15 protein-coding genes are annotated in these 19,754 nt (G+C 75.5%); 10 read left to right on the top strand and 5 right to left on the bottom strand.

The annotated features are described in order from the left end of the window. Positions 1-402: 402 nt before the first annotated feature. Both AB0C76_RS39575 and AB0C76_RS39570 read left to right on the top strand, forming a co-directional pair. Positions 403-735, top strand: a complete 333-nt coding sequence (locus tag AB0C76_RS39575; RefSeq protein WP_359975075.1) for a carboxymuconolactone decarboxylase family protein — start codon at positions 403-405, stop codon at positions 733-735. A 218-nt stretch (positions 736-953) separates the two neighbouring features. After that, complete coding sequence (locus tag AB0C76_RS39570; RefSeq protein WP_359975072.1) at positions 954-1,571, top strand: hypothetical protein; 618 nt, start codon at positions 954-956, stop codon at positions 1,569-1,571. 82 nt (positions 1,572-1,653) lie between these two features. On the opposite strand, the gene AB0C76_RS39565 is transcribed toward AB0C76_RS39570, so the two are convergent. Genes AB0C76_RS39565 through AB0C76_RS39555 form a run of 3 tightly spaced genes read right to left on the bottom strand, consistent with a single transcriptional unit; the run spans position 1,654 to position 4,635 of the window. Next, complete coding sequence (locus tag AB0C76_RS39565) at positions 1,654-2,268, bottom strand: YdeI/OmpD-associated family protein (protein ID WP_359975070.1); 615 nt, start codon at positions 2,266-2,268, stop codon at positions 1,654-1,656. 58 nt (positions 2,269-2,326) lie between these two features. Continuing rightward, positions 2,327-3,805 carry an NADH-ubiquinone oxidoreductase-F iron-sulfur binding region domain-containing protein gene (locus tag AB0C76_RS39560; protein WP_359975069.1) on the bottom strand — a complete coding sequence of 493 codons (1,479 nt, stop codon included), beginning with the start codon at positions 3,803-3,805 and terminating at the stop codon, positions 2,327-2,329. Continuing rightward, the gene (locus AB0C76_RS39555) at positions 3,802-4,635 is read right to left on the bottom strand and encodes a hypothetical protein (RefSeq protein WP_359975067.1); all 834 of its coding nucleotides are present in this window, start codon (positions 4,633-4,635) and stop codon (positions 3,802-3,804) included. Before AB0C76_RS39555 ends, AB0C76_RS39560 begins: the two co-directional genes overlap by 4 nt. A 454-nt stretch (positions 4,636-5,089) precedes the next feature. Between AB0C76_RS39555 and AB0C76_RS39550 the strand changes: the two genes are divergently transcribed. The 5 genes from AB0C76_RS39550 to AB0C76_RS39530 all read left to right on the top strand — a co-directional run bounded on the left by AB0C76_RS39550 (position 5,090) and on the right by AB0C76_RS39530 (position 9,344). Further along, on the top strand, positions 5,090-5,650 hold the full coding sequence (locus AB0C76_RS39550) for an RNA polymerase sigma factor (protein WP_359975065.1): 561 nt from the start codon (positions 5,090-5,092) through the stop codon (positions 5,648-5,650). Between the two features lie 83 nt (positions 5,651-5,733). Continuing rightward, positions 5,734-6,522 carry a zf-HC2 domain-containing protein gene (locus tag AB0C76_RS39545; protein ID WP_359975074.1) on the top strand — a complete coding sequence of 263 codons (789 nt, stop codon included), beginning with the start codon at positions 5,734-5,736 and terminating at the stop codon, positions 6,520-6,522. 52 nt (positions 6,523-6,574) lie between these two features. After that, positions 6,575-7,384: an ATP-binding cassette domain-containing protein gene (locus AB0C76_RS39540; protein ID WP_359975063.1), complete on the top strand. Its 810-nt coding sequence runs from the start codon at positions 6,575-6,577 to the stop codon at positions 7,382-7,384. After that, a complete protein-coding gene (locus AB0C76_RS39535) occupies positions 7,381-8,781 on the top strand; it encodes a hypothetical protein (RefSeq protein WP_359975061.1) in 1,401 nt (466 codons plus the stop codon). Before AB0C76_RS39540 ends, AB0C76_RS39535 begins: the two co-directional genes overlap by 4 nt. Further along, on the top strand, positions 8,778-9,344 hold the full coding sequence (locus AB0C76_RS39530; protein ID WP_359975060.1) for a hypothetical protein: 567 nt from the start codon (positions 8,778-8,780) through the stop codon (positions 9,342-9,344). The genes AB0C76_RS39535 and AB0C76_RS39530 overlap by 4 nt, the downstream gene beginning before the upstream one ends. Positions 9,345-9,452: 108 nt before the next feature. Here AB0C76_RS39530 and AB0C76_RS39525 read toward each other — a convergent pair whose 3' ends face one another. Both AB0C76_RS39525 and AB0C76_RS39520 read right to left on the bottom strand, forming a co-directional pair. Next, positions 9,453-10,982: a hypothetical protein gene (locus AB0C76_RS39525; RefSeq protein WP_359975058.1), complete on the bottom strand. Its 1,530-nt coding sequence runs from the start codon at positions 10,980-10,982 to the stop codon at positions 9,453-9,455. Then, the gene (locus AB0C76_RS39520) at positions 10,979-11,545 is read right to left on the bottom strand and encodes a LemA family protein (RefSeq protein WP_359975056.1); all 567 of its coding nucleotides are present in this window, start codon (positions 11,543-11,545) and stop codon (positions 10,979-10,981) included. Before AB0C76_RS39520 ends, AB0C76_RS39525 begins: the two co-directional genes overlap by 4 nt. 568 nt (positions 11,546-12,113) lie before the next feature. On the opposite strand from AB0C76_RS39520, the gene AB0C76_RS39515 reads away from it, so the two are divergent. The 3 genes from AB0C76_RS39515 to AB0C76_RS39505 all read left to right on the top strand — a co-directional run bounded on the left by AB0C76_RS39515 (position 12,114) and on the right by AB0C76_RS39505 (position 19,388). Next, positions 12,114-15,458, top strand: a complete 3,345-nt coding sequence (locus tag AB0C76_RS39515; RefSeq protein WP_359975054.1) for an FtsX-like permease family protein — start codon at positions 12,114-12,116, stop codon at positions 15,456-15,458. 127 nt (positions 15,459-15,585) lie between these two features. Beyond that, positions 15,586-18,423 (top strand): hypothetical protein, encoded by a 2,838-nt coding sequence (locus tag AB0C76_RS39510; protein ID WP_359975052.1) that lies wholly within the window; start codon positions 15,586-15,588, stop codon positions 18,421-18,423. Between the two features lie 68 nt (positions 18,424-18,491). Continuing rightward, complete coding sequence (locus AB0C76_RS39505) at positions 18,492-19,388, top strand: ABC transporter ATP-binding protein (protein WP_359975050.1); 897 nt, start codon at positions 18,492-18,494, stop codon at positions 19,386-19,388. Positions 19,389-19,754 lie beyond the last annotated feature (366 nt).

Raw genomic sequence — 19,754 nt, 5'->3', positions numbered from 1 at the left:
GGGGGGACCCTGTGGGAGAGTAGGACGCCGCCGAACAATTCTTCTGAATGAACCCCCATCCGGTTTCCGGATGGGGGTTCTTCGCGTTTCCGGGCATTGCGGCGAGGCCGCGTGGGTTCGCCGGCGGGCGCCGACGCCGACCACGCGTTCGGGTGGTGCACGGCTCCGGGTCGTCCGATGGGACGACCCATCGCGCCCGGCACCGCCGGTGGGCGCCGGGGCGGCGAGGGCTGGATCGGGACCACGACGATCGGCGTGTCGTCGGCGCACGCACCACCCGCCCGCCGTGCGTGATGCGGAGGAGGCTTCTAGGGTCGGATGGCAGGCGACTTGCTGTGCGGATTCCAGCTGCTCGGTGGGTTGCCGGCGACGATTCCACTGCGTTCGGAAAGGCAGCCTGACATGTCCACACAGTCCGAGACTCCGGTACTCGACACCCTTGCCGCCATGACCGTCGACTCCCTGGAGCGGTGCGGTCTGGATGAACCCACGCTCATCCTCACGCGGATCGCGGCCCTTGCGGCCATGGACGCACCGGCGATCTCCTACCTCGCCCACATCGGCCCGGCAGTCGAGGCGGGCATGACGGCCGAGCAGTTGCAGGACGTCCTGGTGGCGGTCGCACCCATCGTCGGTACCGCCCGCGTCATGTCGGCGGCCGGGCACATCACCGAGGCACTCGGCTTCGCCATCGCTGTGGCCGAGATCGAAGCCGAATCCGGATCCGGATCCTAGGCCGGGCCCGGACTCCGGCCCGGGCACAGGCGCGTACGGCCCCGCCGTCCGGGTCGGCGCGAAGCACTCCACGCGGTCCGGCGTGCGGTACGGTCGCACGGCGGAGAAGCCGTACCGGCCGTTGCTGCGCGGCCCGAGCGCCGTCTACGGGCGTCGCTCGGAGGCGTCGTTCGGCCTCGATGGGCGTCGCTCGGCGCCGGTCCGTGAGGAGGCGCGGGATGAGGACGAGAACCGTGGTGGCGCTGGGCCTGGGCGCGGTGCTCGGAGGCCTGGCGGGCTACGAGCTGTCGTGGCGCGGGGCTTGCCTGAACTGGGGGGCCACCGCCGAGGAGGCCGGCGGTGAGGTGGCAGGAGACCTGTTCCTGCCCCGTGCCCCGCTCGTCTCGACCCGAGCGGTCACGGTGGCCGCCCCGCCCGGGAAGATCTGGCCCTGGCTGGTGCAGATGGGTCCGGGCCGCGGAGGCGCCTACACGTACGACTGGATCGAGAACCTCTTCGGGCTGGACATGCACAGCGCCGATGCCGTCCTGCCGCAGTTCCAGGACCTGCGGGAGGGCGACGTCCTGCCGATGGGGGCGAGCGGCCCCCGGATGAGGGTCGGCATCCTCGATGCCGAGCGCGCACTGGTGCTGTGTTCCGAGGACGGAGCCTGGGTCTGGGCGTTCGCCCTCCGCCCGCAGGGCGCCGTGACCAGGCTCGTCAGCCGCAACCGCATCGTGCCGCCGTCCTCCTGGGGGGCCCGGGCCTTCTACCGCTACGTCATGGAGCCCGGCAGTCTGGTGATGGAGCGCAAGATGCTTCTCGGCATCAAGAGGCGCGCGGAATCGCTCGGGTGACGCGGCGGCTCGTGGGTTCGGTAGTCCGGGGCGTCGTACCCGGGCGTCGTACCGGGCCGTCATGGTGGGGGGCGTACCGGAGCTACGTGACCGTGCCGCCGATCGCGTCCTCCCCTTCGGCGCCGTCGGCGGACAGGCGGAGTACGGTGCGCTCCAAGCGGGCCTGCCGGGACCGGGGCGTGGGTGCCTGGAGCAGGGGCAGGACGGTGAGGTAGCGGCCGGTACGGTCGAGGGCCCGGAAGGCGCGGTCGGCGCAGGGGTCGGCCGCGAGCGCGGCGGCGAGGTCCTCGGGGACGACGGCCGTGCGCTGGGACCGGTAGGCACGTGCCCACCGCCCGTCGGCCCTGGCGCGGCGGACCTCGGCGAGGCCCGGTTCACGCATGCGACCCTCGGAGGTGAGGACCGCGACCTTCTCGACGTTGACCTGCGACCAGAGGCTGCCCGGCCGCCGGGGGACGTATTTCTGCAGGTAGTAACGCTCGTCGAGTGCCCGTCGCTGCCCGGACACCCAGCCGTAGCAGAGGCCCACGTCGACCGCCTGGTCGCTGGTCAAGGACGGGATCCCGGTGGTCTTCTTGGCCAGCTTCAGCCAGACGCCCTCGTGCCGGGTGTGGTGGGCGTCCAACCAGTTCTCGAACGCCTGCTCGTCGGCGAAGGGCAGGACCTCGACCCCGTCGATCGTTCCGGTGTCCTTCATCCGACCAGGCTAGGCGGTCACGGCCGGGTCCGCGCCGACCGGTTCCCCCGGAGGTCGTTCACCGGGGGCGGCGCATGTGCAGGGCGAGTGCCGGGCACTGGTTCACGGCCCGGCGGGCGCCGTGTTCCTGCCAGGGGGCGACGGGAACGGTGGTGGACGTGGGGTAGCCGTGCGGGCCGAGCCGGATGAGACCGGGAGCCAGTACGCCGCACAGCCCGTGCCCGGCGCAGCGGGACCAGTCCACCTCCAGGTGCGCGCCCTCGTCGCGGGGCAGCGGCAGCACGCCGAGGACCGGCCTCCCGCATCCGGGGCCGGCGACGTGGGCCTCGACGTCGCGGGCGAACACGTCGAGAGCGCTCAGCACGAAGCGGGCCGTGCCGTCGGGGTGCGAGCAGGCGCCACCGCCCTGCGCGCCGCCGAGGGCGCGCCGGACGTCCTCCAGGCCGGCCGGCCCGCCGGTGCCCGCGGTCAACGCGGCAAGGGCTTCGGCGGCGTCGGGGAGTCCGCGCCTGCACGGCCCGCACTGTCCGGCCGACTCGCTCGCGAGCCACGCCGCGACGCGGGTGATCTCGCCGAGGGCGCACGTTTCGGCGGGGAGCGCGGCGATCGCGCCCGCACCGAGGGTGCCGCCGAGCTCGGCGAGACCTGTGCGCGAGAGCGGGGCTCCGACGGCGACCGCCGGGTCCAGCCAGGCGCCGTGGTAGCCGCCCACCAGCACGCCGTCGCCCGGCCGCAGCCCGCCGGCGTCCAGTACGTCTCCCAGCTCCGTGCCGAAGGGGGCCTCGACCACCAGCGGGCCCAGCCAGGGGCGGTTGACCGTCAGCAGGACCGTGCCCGGTTCGGCGGTGGTGCCGACGGAGGCGTACGCTCCGGGGCCGAGCCGGGCGGCCACGGCGAGCTGGGCCCAGGTCTCGGCGTTGGAGAGCAGCGTCGGGCGGCGCCGGACGCCTCCCGTCCCGCCCTCGGTGGCGCGCGCCTGCACCGCGGCGGGGTGTACCGGAAGCCCGTTGACCCCGCGGACGAGTGCGCTGGACTCGCCGGAGACGAAGCGTTCGGGCAGGCACACGGTCCGGGCCGGGCAGGGCAGGTCGCGCTCGTCGAGGGCGGCGGGGACCGAGACCTCGCCGGGGCTGCCGGCGGCGACGCCGATGACGATCTCCTCGGCCCCGAAGGCGGAGGCGGCGAGGCAGGCGCCGTCGAGCACGAGGTGCGGGGCGCGGGCGAGCAGCATCCTGTCCTTGGCGCTCGGGGGTTCGCCCTCGGAGCCGTTCACCACGATGACCGGACGTGTCCCGGTCCGTTCGGCGGTGGCGACCGCGGCCCGGGCCTTGCGGGCGAAGGGGAATCCCGCACCGCCGCGGCCGCGCAGGTCGACGCGCTCGGCCAGGTCCAGCAGGTCGTCCCGGGCGGGGTGGGGGAGCGGGGGGTGGACCCGAAGGTGGGAGTGGAGGTCGAGGCGCTGGAAGTGGTCCAGCCCGGCGGTGAGCCGGGCCGGCCCCAGCCGGCGCACCTGGGGCGGGTCGGCCGGGGCGCTCACAGGTCACCGCCGGGTCGGACCAGCCCCAGGTGCGGGGGTGCGGCCGCCGCGGTGTGCCGCCGTCGGGGCGGCGCCGTGCCGATGCGGGCCGTCGCGCCCGCCGTCGCCGGGGGCGGGGTGTGCCGGCCGGTCGGACGGCGATCACCGCGCCGTGCCGCGGGCGCGGGGGAGACGGTCGGCCCGGCCGGTTGCGGCGCGTCGGCCCGGTGGGCCTTCGAGCGGCGTCGGTGCCGGGTGACGGTCCCGCGGTGGCCCAGCCAGGAGAGCGTCCGCACCAGCAGGGCGAGGGCGACCAGGGCCGCGCACAGGCCGTAGCCCCAGAGGACCCAGGCGTGCGCCGCGCGTCCGGCGGTCAGACCGTGGACCAGCGCGATCGGCCAGCAGGCGTAGGCACTCGCGTGCATCACGCGCCAGAGCCAGGCGTGTCGGCTTCCCGCGAAGCGCCCGCGGAACGCGCCCGTCGCCGCGATCAGGACGAGCAGGTCGGCGGCGACGGTCCCGAGTCCCACCGTGACGGCGGTCGTGCCGGTGAAGGGGAGGACCGCGCTCGACGGGGCGGCGTGGTGCTCGGCGACCTTGACCGTGATGTGGACGGCCAGGAACCCGAGCGCCGCGACGGCGGTCGCCCGGTGCACCGACTGGACGGCGACCCGCGAGCGCGGCGTCAGGACCAGGCGGTCGGTGGCGGCGAGCCCGCACACGACCGCCGCGGTCAGCGAGAGCAGGGTGAAGACCCCGGCGAAGTAGTCCAGGAAGGCGATGACGTGGCCGGCCACGGCGGTCGGCGCGGCACCGGCCGCGGTACCTGCGAGGGGAGCGGGTGCGGACATCTGGAATCCTTCTTCCGGTTCGGGCAACCGGCGGGGACGGGCCGACAGCGGGTACCGGATTGGCCGGACCCGCCGAGGAGCCACGTCGTGGAGCGCGCCCGGTCGTGCGGGGGGAGGGGCGCGGCCGGACCCGCCCATTCTTAGTGGTGCCCGAGTGGGGAGAAAGGTCCCCGTGTACGACACCCGGCAGTAGGACGTCCTGCGAGAGGCCCGTTCACACGCCGTACAGGGGGCCGCGTCTACGGCCGGACGTCGTAGGTACCCGGAGTGACGTAACGGGGCTCACGCTCCGGAGCCGCGGATGTCGGCGGAGCGTCGTCGGACGGCCACGCTCGGTCCGGCGCCGGCCGTGCCCCTGCTCGTGGCGGTCCGGACTCGGGCCTGCACGGCCCGGACTGTGACGCGGGTCACGGCGAACGAAGAACCTGTGCGCCGCATCGGGCGTCTGGCTGGTGTGAGATCACGCAGGAGAGCACTGGACGAGCTGGACGAGGAGCGACTCCTCCGGCTGGTGGCCAGGGGTGACCGCGGTGCGTTCGAGGAGTTGTACCGCCGTACGTCGCCGTGGCTGGCGGTGCGGTTGCGCCGTCGCTGTTCGGACGAGCAGATCGTCGCCGAGGTGATGCAGGAGACGTTCCTGGCGGTGTGGCGCGCGGCCGGCGCGTTCGCCGGGAGCGCGGTGGGCGGGACGGCCGTCGGGTGGCTGTGGACGATCGCGGCGCGCCGGCTGGTCGACGCGTTCCGGCGTCGGGCCCACCACGCCGAACCGCCGGTCGCCGCTGCCGAGTCGGCGGTGGTGCCCGCGGCGGAGGAGGAGGTGCTCGCCGGGACCGTCGGTGGCGACGTCGGCGATGCGCTGCGGCGGCTGGCGCCGGAACTGCGGCAGGTTCTGCAGGCCATGGTGCTGGACGGGCTGTCCGTCCGGGAGACGGCCGTTCTGCTCAGGCTGCCCGAAGGGACCGTCAAGACGCGTGCCCGCCGGGCCCGGATCGCGATGCGGGAGGAACTGGCATGAGCGCCGACAGGAACGCCAACAGGAGCGCCGGCACGAACGCCGGCACGAACGCCGGCACCAACGCGGATCACGCGTCGGCGAAGCTGATCGCCGACTACGCGCGCGGTGACGTGGAGCTGCCCGCCGACACGGTGTGGGCGCTGGAGTCCCATCTGGAGACGTGTGCGCCGTGCCGCGGCCGCCTGGCGGCCGCGGTCCCCACCGAGGCGCCCGGCATCGCCGCGCTCGTCGACTCCGTCCGGGCCGGTCTGGAACCGCAGTTGGCCGCAGCCGTCCGGGCGCCCGCCCGCCGACGCCGGCCCCGTTGGGTGACGGCCTGGCTGACGCCCGTCATGGCTCCCTGGTTGGCCATGACCGCCGCCGTCACACTGGTCGCCCTGCTGCTGGACGGGGCCGCGCCGTCGGCGACCCTCGGCAGTCCGTCCCCGGTGCTGCTGGTCGCGCCCGTGCTGCCCCTGTGCGGTGTGGCCGCGGCCTGGTCGCGCGGCCTGGACCCGGCACACGAACTGACGGCGTCGACCGCCCGGGCCGGACTGCCCCTGCTCCTCCGCCGCACCGCAGCGGTGCTCGGCGTCGTGCTGCCCGGGCTGCTCGTGGAGGGCTGGCTGACCGGGGCGATGACGGCCGCGCAGTGGCTGCTGCCTTCCCTGGCCTTCACCTCCGCCGCCCTGGCACTGGGCACCGTCGTCGGGGTGACCCGTGCCGCCGCCGGACTGGCCGCCGTATGGGGTGTCGCGGTCGTGGCACCCGCCTGGTTCACCCAGCGCGTTCCCGTCGTCCTGGAGACGAGCCTCCTGCCCCTCTGGGGACTGGTCCTCGCGCTCGGTGCCGGCGCCGTGATCGCCCGCCGGAACGTCTACTCGGCTCTCTGAAGCCCTCGTTGACCCTCGAACCCCTACTGATGCCCCCCGAAAGGGACCATCCATGACACCTGTGACGAGCGCGGTCGACACCGCGCCGAAGACCTACGCCTGGGAGGTCCGGGCCACCGGCCTCAGCGTGCGCGCCGGACGGCGGAAGCTCGCCGTCGACGGGCTGGACCTCGCCCTGGGCACCGGCACCCACGGCCTCCTGGGGCCCAACGGCGCCGGGAAGACCACCTTGATCCGTGCCCTGGCCACCGTGCTCCGCCCCGCCGCCGGGTCGCTGGAGCTGCTCGGAACCCCCGTGGGCGCGCTGGGCGACCATCGCGCCCTGCGTCGCCGGATCGGCTACCTGCCCCAGGAGTTCGGCTACTACAAGCGCTTCACGGTGCGCGAGTTCGTCGAGTACATGGCCTGGCTGAAGGAGGTGCCGAAGGCGGACATCCCCGGCGCCGTCCAACGGGCCGTGGAGCGGGTCGGACTGGCGGACCGCGCCGACCACCGGATGAAGACGCTGTCCGGAGGCATGGTGCGGCGGGCGGGCATCGCCCAGGCCATCGTCAACGACCCGGCGGTGCTGCTGCTGGACGAGCCGACGGTCGGCCTGGACCCCGCGCAGCGGCTGCGGCTGCGCGAACTGCTGCAGGAACTGGGCCGCGAGGCCTGCGTGATCGTCTCGACCCACCTGGTCGAGGACGTCGCGGCGGCCTGCTCCGACGTGGTGCTGTTCGCCGACGGCCGCCTCGTGTTCCAGGGCACGCCGGAGGCCCTGGCCGCGGCCGGCGGCCCCGAGTACCCGGGCGACAGTCCGCTGGAGCGCGGATACTCCGCGCTGCTGAGCGGCTCCGAGCAGCCCGGGGGTACCTGGTGAACGGGCGGGTGCTGCGGACCGAGCTGAAGCGCTCGGTCGCGCCGTGGGCCGGCGGTGTCGTACTGGTGGGCAGCCTGGCGGTCTTCTTTCTGATCGACGGCATCTGGTGGCGGGGCAACGCGGGGTGGACGGCCCAGTGGACGACCATGGCCATGTGGACCCGCTACCTGCTGGGGTTCTGGTGGCCGCTCGTGGTCGGCCTGGGGGCGGCGTACGGGCTGCGCGACTCCCGCTCCCGGATGGGCGAACTGCTGAGCGCCACGCCGAGCCCGGCCTGGCGCCGCGCGGCGCTGCCGGCGGGCGCGATGGCGCTGGGGCTGGTCTTCGGCTTCGGCCTCCTGCTCGTCGTGGGCGGGGTGCAGGTGGCCCTCGGCCGGACCACGTACACGCCCTTCGGCTGGCTGCCGATCTCTCTCGTGGCGGTGCTGGCCCTCGTCGCGGGCGCGGTGTTCGGCATGGGCGTCGCCCGGGCGCTGCCATCCGTGCTCACCCCGCCCGCTCTGGTGGTGGGCTTCCTGACGCTGTCGGGTCTCCTCCTGCGGCAGAACGGCGACGGGGCGTTGCCGTCGAGCATCTCGCTGAACCGGCTCGCCCTGTTCTCCCCGGTGACGGTGGAGCCGCGGCAGATGCTGCTGACCCTGTCGGGCTCCGTGCACCTCGGCCAGACGCTCTGGCTGCTCGGCCTGCTGGGCACCGGCTTCGGCCTGCTGGCCGCGGCGACCCGCCGGGGCCGACTGCTCGCGGTGGTACCCGTTCTGACCGGTGCGGCGCTCGCCCTGGCCGTCCTCCCGGCCGAGGCTCGCGACACCTACGTCGTCGACCGGGCGGCCGCCGCCCCCGTCTGCGACGGGCCGGTGTGCGTGACGCAGGCGAACCGCTCCCGCCTGCCCGAGCTCGCCGTGCGCGGCAAGGAGGCGCTGCGGGTGCTGCACGACGTCCTCGGTGACACGGCGCCGAGCTCGGTGCGGGAGGACACCATGCTGTACGCGCTCGGCGGCGAACGCGAACTCTCCGCCGACGTGGTGCTGGTGGACTTCGACGAACGGCTGCTGCGCGACGCGACGGGTGAGCAGCTGACCCGCGTGCTGATCGCCAAGGGCCTGGCACCCAACTGCTACGGGAGCAACGACCGGGAGGGCGGGGGACATCCCGAGGTCACCACCCAGAGCGTCGCCGTGAGCTGGGCCCTCCACGACCCGCAGCTCCGGCCGCTGGAGGAGAAGGGCAGCGACGCGTACTCGCTCAAGAACTGGGCCGAGGCCGACGACGCCTGGCAGAAGCTGACCGCGCTGTCACCGGCCGAGCAGCACACGCGGATCGCCGAACTGCGCGCCGCCACCCTCTCGTGTACGGGGTACTACCACCTTCCCGTGCTGGTGGGGGAGGCAGCACGATGAGGTGGCTGACCCTGTACGCCCGTTCGCGCCAGGTGCCCGCCTCGGCCGCCGCGATCGCCCTCGTCACGGCGGCGGCCTGGGCCTTCGACGGCCCGGACCGCGCGGACACGGGCATCGCGATCCTCGTCCTCACCGCGAACGCGGCCGCCGCCTCCGTCGGACTCGGCGGCCGGGACGTGACCCTGGAACGGACGGCCGCGATCCGCTGGGCACCCCGCCGGGCGGCACACGTCCTGCTCATCGGCGCACTCGTCGGCGCGGCCCTGCTGGCCGTCCAGGCGGCGGGAGCACAATTGGCCCCCACCGAGGTGGTCATCCGAGTCGCAGCGGGCCTGACCGGCCTGGCGGCCCTGGGCGCGGTCCTGTGCGGAGCCCACTTCGCCTGGACCCTCCCGACCGGCTGGCTGGCCTTCACCCTCCTCGCCCCGCCACCGGGCGGCACGGCGGGAGAGGTGCTCCACTGGATGACGTTCTCCCCGGCCACACCGGTGTCCAACGGGACAGCGCTGGCACTGCTGACGCTCGGCACGACGCTGTACGCGGCGGCGGGCCCGAGGGGATAAGGGGCCCGGCCCGGCCGTTCCCGGTCGAGCGCCGCAGGTGGTGCGGGACGAAGAAGCCTGCGCGGGACGGGGGCGTCGACAGCTGTCGACGCCCCCGTCGGCGCGTCGTCAGACGGCCGCGGACTCGGCCGACCTGACCGCCCGGGTGGCCGGTGACACCGACAGGTGGACCACGCTTCCGGGCGTGAGCTCCGGTGCCCCGGCCGGCAGGGCCCAGGCGAGGGTGTGGTCCGTGTCGCCCGTGTCCACCGCGAGGAACCGCGGCGCCCTCTCGCGCTTGCGCGGCTCCAGGCGCAGCACCTCGCCGGTGACGGTGCGCGGGGTGCGTCGTTCCAGGGCGGCGAGGACCAGGTAGTAGGCGGCCACCGCGCCGAAGCAGGCGATCGCGGCGGTCTCGCCCGGCAGGGGGCCCGGGCGGTCCATGCCGTGGGTCAGCCAGCCGTGGCCGCTGGCGTAGTTGCCGGGCATCGTCGCCAGGAACGCCACGAAGAGCGTCCACCGGCCGAAACGGCCTGCCGCCGCGGTCGCGAGCAACCCGATGCCCACCCAGCCGAGGGTCAGCAGCAGCCCCGCGCGGCGCAGCGAGTGGCTCGCGTCGGGCCCGGACGTGACCGCCCACTCGGGCCGGCGCAGCGCCACGAACAGGACCAGGCCGATGGCCACCACGGCTGCGGCGCCCGCCAGTTGGAGCAGCTGGGCGGGGGTGGCGCCGAAGCCGGGGCGAAGGCGGGGGTAGCGGATCCGGACCGGGCGCCAGGCGCCCCCGTAGGAGGACCAGACGCGGCGCTTGTCGCCCGCGTCGAAGCCGAGCAGCCTGGTGCTCCGGGTGGTCACGCCGAGCGCCGCGCCGTACGCGAGGTAGCGGTCCCACACGGCGACGGACGCGGGTGGCAGCGGGGCGAAGTCCTCGTGCGCCCGCAGCCACGCCTGGACGCCGGCCCAGTGTCCCGCCCGTTCCAGGCCGAACCGCGTCGCGCGCTCGCCGAGCGCCCTGGTCAGCAGGTACATCAGCGGGATGGACGGGAGGACCCCGACCACGATCGCAGCGCGGATGTTGTGGCCGCCGGTGAGTCCGCCCAGTCCGAGGAGCACCCCGGGGCCGAAGGCGGCGACCGCCAGCGCACCGGACAGCAGCGGCGCGAACCGGGACCGGGAGAGCCCGCGCAGCCGGGCCTCGGCGACGATCTCCTTGCGCAGCGCGTCGTTCCACGAACTCGCGCGCTCCTGCGCGCGGAAGGCGATCGCGCCGATCGGGGCGCCGGACCCGCCCGCCTGCTCGGTGATCCGGGCGAGGACCCGCCGCTCGTACGGCGTCAGGTCACCCGGGTCCGTGCCGGTGACGTGCACCGTGCTCCGCGCCGGGTCGTCCGCCGGCTGGCGCACCTCTACCAGGCCGCGCGCCGCGAGGTCGAGCAGGGTCGCCGCGGCGGCGTGGTCCACGGAGCGCCACCGGCTGGCCAGCAGGGCCACGACCGCCGGCCGCTCCGGTTCGGGGCCGAACTCCTGCGTGGCGGGGGCCGCGTGCACGGCGCCGTTCCGGGTGGCCACGAGGGCGAGCCCGAAGGCGGCGAGCCAGAGCACGAACAGGCCGGCGGAGGACCAGTAGAACTGGTCCTCAAGGCTCATGCTCATGCTCATGCGAAGGTCACCCGGGGCGCCTCCTGGGCGGCGGCCCCGGCCTCGAAGTACTCCCGGCGTCCGTGCGCGCCGCCGATCCCGGAGACGAAGTTGCCCGGGAAGCTCTCCAGCGCGGTGTGGTAGCTCTGGACGGCGCTGTTGTAGAACTGCCGCGCGTAGGCGATCTTGTCCTCGGCGGTGGCCAACTCGGCCTGCAGCGCGGCGAAGTGGCGGTCGGCCTTCAGCTGCGGGTAGTTCTCGCCCAGGGCGATCAGCCTGCCGAGCGACGCGGTCAGCACGTCCTCCGCGGCCGCCTTTCCGGCGACCCCGAGGCCGGCGTCCGTCGCGGCCCCGCGGGCGGTCACGACCGCCTCCAGCGTGGCCCGCTCGTGCGCCGCGTACCCGCGGGCGCCCTCGACCAGGTTGGGTATCAGCTCGTGCCGGCGCTTCAACTGGACGTCGATCTGCGCCCAGGACGCCTGCGTCTGGTTCCGAAGCCGGACCAGCCGGTTGTACGTCCGGACCACCGACCACACCAGTGCCACCGCCAGTACGGCGAGGATTCCGGCTATGACGACACCCACGATGCCCCCGTTGAACGCGACCTCGAGTTCCGGTCTTTCCGGCAGGTCGGGGAGAGCTTAGGGGAGTTCGTGGACTGCTCGCCGCCATTAAACCGGAGGATCGAGTACGAACGAGAACCGGAGGGGTGGCCGCCGCGCCGACTGCCCTGACCTGGGGGATCTTCGGCAGCGTCGATCGTGAAGTGACGCGCGCTTTGCCCGGTCTTGGGTGGGGGAGAAGGGGGCATTGGTGCGACTTGAGGGTGGAACGTCTGTCGATGCGGGGAGCTGACCGATTGTTCTCGGGTCGTTCTCGCGGGCGTCGGACGCCCCGCTTTCGCCGTGGAAGGCGGGCTCGGGCCCCGGGGGACGGTGAACCGCGTACGGGGCCGGGTGCGTTGAACCTCGGCCGGTTCCGAACGTCGCCTGTTGCCAGCCGAGTTGGCGCTCCGGAGGGTCGGGCCGCCGAGACCGAATTGGTACAGACCACATCGGCTTCGCTGTGATAGAACCTCAATCCTGTGACCGCAGGCCGTCTCGTGGCCTACGCCCGTCCCCCCTGCGCGGAGGGTGCCGAAGGGAGCAGTGGATGGTGGGGATCGGGCGCCGGATCGGGCGGCACGGGCTCGTGCCGGTGGCGGTGGCCGTGAGTGTGCTGCTGGCGACGGTGGTGCTGGCCGCGGTGGCCGGGCTGGCCCGCTCGGCGGCCACCGAAGGGGTGCGCCAGCGGCTCGCCGCCGACGCCCGACGCTCGGTCGAGGTGACCGCGCGCTGGACGGCGCAGGGACTGCCCGCGGCCGACCGGGCGGTGCACGCCGCACTCGTCCGGACCATGGCCGACACCCCGTTCCGCACCGAGACCGCGCTCCGCTCCAGCAGCGCCGTGGACCTGCCGCTGCCACCCGCGGCGCGCCGACGGCCCACCGAGACCGTGCTCTCCGCGCTCCCCGTGGCCCTGCCTGGCCCCGGCCGCTACGCCGAACTGCGCAGCGGCAGCTGGCCTGACGCACCCGGCGCCGCGTCGGCCGCGGACGGCGGTCTGCGCGTCGCCCTGCCCACCGCGACCGCCGACCGGCTCGGCCTGGACACCGGCGGCACACTGGTCGTGCGCGACCCCGCCACCGGCAGCCCGCTCACACTCACCGTCACCGGCGTCTACCGCCCCGACCCGGCCGCCGCCGCGGTCTGGGCCGGCCTCGGCGGTGCCGACGGCGCCGACCGCCCGGTGCTGGTGGCCGACGGCGCCCAGCTCACCGCGCTGCCCGCGTTCGCCGGCCGCACGCTGGCCGTCTGGCTGGCCCTGCCCGATACCGGCGGGTCGAGCCTGCCCCGGCTCGTCGCGCTGCGCGACCGGGTGGCCGCGTTCGCCGGCGCCGACACCGCCCGTTCCGTCTACCGCGGCGGCCTCCCGGCACTGGCCGAGACCGCCGTGCGGAGCGCACTGCCCACCGCCGTCGACGCGCAGGCGGTCCCGGCCCTGCGGGTCCGGGCCGAGATCGCCGTGCCGCTCGCGCTGCTCGCCGTCCTCGCGTCGATGGTCCTGGTCCTGACGGCCCGCCGGCTCGCCGACGCGGCCGCCGGGGAGCAGGCGCTCCAGCGATCCCGGGGAGCCGGTCCGGTCCGGCTGCTCGCGCCGGCCGCCGGGGAGTGGGTCCTGATCGCGGTGCCGGCGGCGGTCGGCGGCGTGCTGCTGGCCCGACCGCTGCTCGCCGCCGTGCTGCGCGGCGCCGGAGCACCCGCCCTGGCCGCGGACGAGGGCGGGCCGGTCTGGTGGACGGCCGGGTTCGCCCTCGCGGTGCACGGCGCCGCCCTTCTGCTGCCGCTCGCCCGGCAGGCGGCGGACCCGGGCGCACAGCGGGCACTGCGTGCGCGCCGGGCGCTCCGACCGGGACTCCAGCGGGCCGGCGCCGACCTGGCGCTGCTCGCCGTCGCGGTGCTCGCCCTCCTCCAACTGCGGCAGCACCAGGGCGTGGTGCTCGAAGGGGCGGACGCCGGCTTCGACTCCTCGGTCGACCTGGTCCTGGTGCTCGCCCCGATGGCCGTGACGCTGGCCGGCGCGGTGCTGCTGCTGCGGGTACTGCCGCCGGCCGGGCGGCTGCTGGAGCGGGCGGCTCGCAGGGCCCGCGGCCTCGTCCTGCCGCTCGGCGCCTGGCGGCTCAGCCGCGACGCCGGCCGCCAGGCCGTCCCCGTCCTGGTGACCCTGCTGGCGGTGGCCTGCGCCGGCCTGGCCTCGGGGGTGCTGGCCGCGCTGCCGGCCAACGACCGCGACCGGTCGGCGTTCACGGTCGGCGCCGACCTGCGGGTCACCGGAGTGTCCGGCGTGACGTCGCAGCGGCACGCCGAGCTGGCCGCGCTGCCGGGCGTCACCGGGCTCACCCCGGTGGCCGAGCAGCCGGTCTCCATCGGCGGCGTGGTGGTGTTCGGGGTCGCCGTCGACACGGCCGCAGCCGCGGCCTCCGGCCGGATCCCCGCACTGGACCCGGGCCAGGCGGACCGCCCGGTCCGGGACCTGCTCGCCCCGCTGACCGCCGCGCCCGACCAGGGCCTCGCGCTACCGGGCGAACCGGCCGCGCTGGAGGTGACCGCCCGGGCGTCCGCCGATCAGCCCCTACCCGGCCCCGGACCGAGCCTGCTGCTCTGGACCCGGGACGCCGACGGGCTGACCGAGCAGCTGACGGCCCCGCTGACCGCCGACGGCAGTCCGCACACGGTGACCGTCGACCTGACCGGCGCCGGCCGGCGGGCCCGCCCCCTGACACTCAGCCGGATCGGCGTCCACTTCCCCGCCCCGCCGCCCGGGCGCTCCACCCTCGACCTGCACCTGGACCGGCTCACCGCCGTCACCGGCGGACGGCGCACCGACCTCGCGCTCCCGCCGGGGCAGAGCTGGTACCGCTCCGGCACCGCCTTCGGCGACCCGGCCCGGGCCGGCTGCCCCGGCCAGACGCCGGCCCCGGCCGCCCGCCCCACGACCGTGACCGCCCCGGAGGACCTCCGGGCCACGGCCTGCACCTGGGAGAGCGGCGGTCCCGACCTGCTGCACGCGGTGCTGCGCTCCCACGACCCGGCCGGCCCGCAGGACCCGACCAGCCAGGACGCCGTCTTCGCGGCGTTCCCCGGCCCGGGCACCGGCTCGCCCACGCTCCCCACCCTGCCCGCGGTCGCCGACCGCGCCCTGCTCGCCGCGGTGAACGCCAGGCCCGGCGACACCATCCGGCTCGACGGCGACCAGGGCCCGAAGAGCGCCCAGCAGGTCCGGATCACCGGCGTGATCGACGCGCTGCCCGGCTACGACCGCGGCCGGCCCCACCTCCTGCTCGACCTGCGGGCACTCGCCGCCGTCCGCGCACTCACCGGCGCACCGCCTCCCACCGACGTCGGCTGGTGGCTCGCCAGCGACGACCAGGCCGCCACCGGCGCCGCCGTCGACGGCTACGGCGGGCTCGGCCGGGCCCAGAGCGCTCGGCAGGTCGCCGCCGCTCTGGCCGACGACCCGTTCCGGGCCGGACTGCGCTGCGCCTGGCTCCTGCTCCTGGCCACCGCCCCGCTCTTCGCGGCAACCGCCCTGACCCTGCACGCGGTCAGCGCGGTCCGGGCCCGCCAACGGGAGTTCGCCGTCCTGCGCGCACTCGGCGTGCGGCGCGGCGAGCTGACCGCGCTGCTGCGCACCGAACAGCTGGCGGTCACCGCGCTGCCGGCGCTGCTCGGCGGCCTGCTCGGCCTGCTGCTGGCGGCCCTGCTGCTGCCGTTCACCGTGCTGGACGACACCTCGGGCCCGCTCTTCCCGGCGCTCGCCGTCTCCCCTGGCCGCCCCGCCGCCGCACTGACGGCCCTGGCGGCCGGCCTGCTGCTCGCACTCGCGGCCCTCGTCCTCACCCGCCTCCTCGCCCGGGTCGACCTGGTCCGGGCCATGCGCGCGGGGGACGACGGATGAGCCGGGTCCCGGGCCCGACGATCCCGGACGCGGTGCCCACACGGACGCACCGAGGGCGGACGCACCGAAGGCGGACGCACCGAGGGCGGACGCATCGAGGGCGGACGCATGGAAAGGGGAGCCCCGCATGCTGACCCTGCGCCTGATCCGGCGCGAGGCCCGGACCGCCTGGCCGGTGGCGGTCGTGCTCGCGCTGCTCGCCGTGCTGCTCACGGCGATCCCGCTGAGCTGGCCCCCGCGGTTCGACCGGCTGGCGGCCGGTTCGCTCGCGGACCGGATCGACCGCGCCCAGCTCTCCGGAGCGCTGGTGACCGCGAGTTCCACCACCGTCCCCATCCCGGCCGGCGCGCGGCCGGGGGCGCACGGCACGCTCGACGACGACCTGGACCGGATCGGTGCCGCGCTGCGCGCCACCGCCGGTCCGCCGCTGGCCGCGGCGCTCGGCCGCCCCCAGGGCCGGGTGGCCACCGCGTCGGCCTTGGCGGCGGGCCCGGGAGCGCCCGCCCCCCACGGCGGACCGCAGCGCTTCGGCCTCGTCCACGCCCAGCCCGACGCCACGGACGGCCCGGTCGAGTTCGTCCAGGGCCGGGCACCCCGGCAGGCGTCGCCGGGCTCCGCGGACGACCCGGCCGAGGACCGGGCCCCGATCGAGGTGGCGGTCTCCGAGGCGACGAGGCAACGCTTCGACCTGACGGTCGGCCAGACGTTCGGCCTGACGGACCTCCAGTGGGCCACCCCCGTCGTCCTCGTCGGCGTCTTCCGCACCGACCGCGGCGCCACCCGGCTCTGGCAGCAGTTCCCGATGCTGGTCGCGCCCTGGACGGTTCCTGCGGAGACCGGCCAGGAAGTGGACGGCCAGATGCTGACCAGCGCCGAAGGCATCGTGCTGGCCGCGAGCCGGGGCACCGCGCCGCTCCGGGTGACCTGGGACCTGCCGGTGGCCATCGACCGCGCCGGGCCCGCCGCCACCCCGGCCGCGATCGCCGCACTGCGCTCCGCCCTGGCCGGGCTGCGGGCGGCCGACGCGGCCCAGCGGTGCGTGGACGACGCCATGACCAACTGCCTGGTGGCCGGTCAGCTGGCGCCCCGGGTCGTCGTCACCGACCGGCTCACCCCGGAACTGGAGGCGTTCGCCGCCCAACGCGGGCGCACCGGACAGCTCCAGGGCTTCGCACTCGCCGGACTGCTCGGTGTGGCGGTGGCCACCGCGTTCGCCGCCGCGCGGCTCGGCGCCCGCCGCCGGGGCGGCGCCATCGCGCTCCAGCTGTCCCGGGGCGCCGGGCGGGCCGGCATCGCGGGCCGCCTGCTGGCGGAGGGCGCGGTGGCGGTCGGCGCCGGTCTCGCGACGGGTTGGGCGGCCGGCCGCGCGCTCGCGCCGCCGGGGGCCGCCCTCGGCTCCCCGGTGCCGGTCCTGGCCGCAGCCGTGCCGGTCTGGTGCGCTCCGGCCGCGGCCGCGCTCGTCCCGCCGGGTCGAGCGCCCCTTCGGCGCTCGCGCCGGTTCGTCCTGGAGGCCCTGGTCCTGCTGTCGGCAGGCGGCGGACTCGCCGCGCTGCGCGCCCGCGGAGCCTTCACCGGCTCCGGCATCGACCTGCAACTCGCGCTGACACCCGTCCTGTTGGCGCTGGCCCTGATACTGGTCCTGCTCCGCCTGCTGCCCCCGGCTCTGCTCCGGGCCACCCGCTGGGCACGTCGTTCGCGCGGCCTCGTCCCGCTGGTGGCCCTCGCCCGGGCCGGCGCGCAGAGCGGCGCGACCGCCCTCGCCCTGCTCGTGCTGGTGCTCGCCACGGGGTACGGGGTCTTCGGCGGCACGGTCTCGCGCACCCTCGCGGACGGTCGCGCGCAGACCGCCGAGTGGTACACCGGAGGGGCTCCGACCGCGCTGGTCGGGCCGCGTGACCGGCTGCCCGAGGACCTGTCGCAGGTGCCCGGCGTCGCCCACCAGGTGACCGTCACCGGCGCGACCGGCGAGCTCACGTCCCAGGACGATGGCACCACCATCCCGGCCGCCGGGCTCGTCGGCGTGGACGCCACCGCCCTGGACACCGCCGCGCCGTCCTCCCCGCTGGCCCGCGCACTGCTGGCCGCCGACGACGCGGACACGCCGGTCGGGCGGGGCGGCGCGAGCGGAACCGAGCCGTTGCTCACCGCGCTCGCCGACCCGGGCCTCGCGTCGCGGTTCCCCGACGGCACCTTCGAGGTCTCCGCACTGGGCATGGACCGCGTCCTGGTCCACGTCGTCGCCGCCCTGCCCGACGACGCGCTGCGCGACCCGGTGCTCGGTCCGGTGCTCGGCACCGGACCGAGGCCGACGGCGCTGCTGCTGTTCACCGGACCGTCCCAGCGGCTCCTGCCCGCGAGGACCGGTCGCCCGTCCGCCCTCCTGCTCTACCCGGCCGCGGGCGGACCACCCATCGACCGGACCGCGGTTCGGACCGCCTCCGCCCCGCAGCTCGCCCCGACCGGCGTACCCGGTCAGCGGGTCGAACTGCGCGACCGGGCCGAGGAGCTCGACGCGCTGCGCGCGGACGGGCTGGTCCGCTCGGTCCGGCTCGCATTCCAGGCCACTGCCGGGCTCGGCCTGCTGCTCGCACTCGGCGCGTTCGCCCTGGAGCTGCTCCTGAGCGCCTCCGAACGCGCCCGCACCATGTCCTACCTGCGCACCCTGGGGACAGGCGGCCGGTCGCTCCTCGGACTGCACCTGCTGCACCACGTGCCGCTGCTCGTCGCCGCGGCGGCCAGTGGCACCGTCCTCGGCCTGCTGCTGCCCGGCGCGCTCGGCCCCGGCCTGCACCTGGCGGCACTCACCGGCGGGCCGTTCGAGCCCGCCACACACACCGACTGGACGACCACGGCAGCGCTCGGTGTCGCGGTCTCCGTCCTGATGCTGTCGGCCGCCGCGCTGGAGGTGGCCATCGGCCGCCGCCGCGGACCCGGCGCCGTGCTGCGACTGGGGGAAGCACTGTGAACATCCGACCCACCGCACGACCCGGGGCAGGACGGGAGGCAGGACCTGCGGTCGGGACGGGCCGACCGATGGTCGCGTGCGCGAACCTCGTACGGATCTACCGCACCGGCACGACCGCACGCGGCGGCGTCGAGGTACAGGCCCTGCAGGGGCTCGACCTGACCGTGGAGGAAGGGGAACTGCTCGCCCTGGTCGGCGCCTCCGGCTCCGGCAAGTCCACCCTGCTCGGAATCCTGGCCGGACTGGACACCCCCAGCGCCGGCACCGCCGTGGTGGACGGCACCGACCTGGGGGCACTCAAACGCCGAGAGCGCACCGCCTACCGGCGCCGGACGGTCGGCGTGATCCAGCAGCAGACCGCACGCAACCTGCTGCCCTACCTGACCGCCCGGGAGAACGTGCAGTTGCCGATGGCCTACGCCCGCGAGCCGCGCCGCCGACGTGCCGCCCGGGCGACGGAACTGCTCGATCTGATGGGCATCGCCCACGCCGCCGACCGAACCCCGGCCGGCCTCTCCGGCGGCGAACAGCAGCGCGTGGCGATCGCCGTCGCGCTCGCCAACCGGCCGAGGCTGCTGCTCGCCGACGAACCCACCGGGGAACTGGACACCGCGACCTCGGAGGAGATCTTCGGTGCCCTGCGGACGGCGAACACGGAGCTGGGAACCACGGTGCTGATCGTGACCCACGACGCCCTGGTCGCCGACCAGGTCCGCCGCACGGTCCGGATCCGCGACGGACGGACCTCCACCGAGGTGCTGCGCCACGCGGCCGGCGACGATGCGGAGGGCGCGCCCACCGCCCAGGAGTACACGGTGCTGGACCGGGTCGGCCGACTGCAGCTGCCGCGCGAGTTCACCGAGTCCCTGGGCCTGGTGAACCGCGTGCGGCTCGTTCTCGAAAGCGACCACATCGAGGTGTGGCCCGATCACCGCCGCTCCCCGGTTGTCCCGGAGGCGAAGTAGGAGTAGTGTCGGCCAGCCGCTTGGCAGGGAGCACCGGACACGCATCGGCGCGGACGGTCCCTGGGCGGCCAATCCCCTGAAACACCACTTCCCGGTCCGGGCCGGGTCGCGCCCTGTCGCGGCTCGGTGCGTATTTGGCATGTGTGTTTATCGGGACTATGGCCTGACTTCGGTCGGATTCGCTCTACGGAGCGGGGATCGGCTACAGTTCAGGACGTCGGACGGGGCGTAAAGCTCCGGTCAAGACAGAAGCACGTCGGATGACGAAGCCCCGGAAAACGGAGCGGAAAACGTCTGATAAGCTGGAAACACGAAAGAACGAAGCGCCCGGAGGGCCCGCTGGAAGGCGGCTCGAAGGAAGCGTCC

It is taken from the genome of Kitasatospora sp. NPDC048722, assembly GCF_040650235.1.
Taxonomy (GTDB): Bacteria; Actinomycetota; Actinomycetes; order Streptomycetales; family Streptomycetaceae; genus Kitasatospora.
Note: the sequence above shows the minus strand (reverse complement) of the source record. Positions and strands in the feature narration are given on the sequence as shown.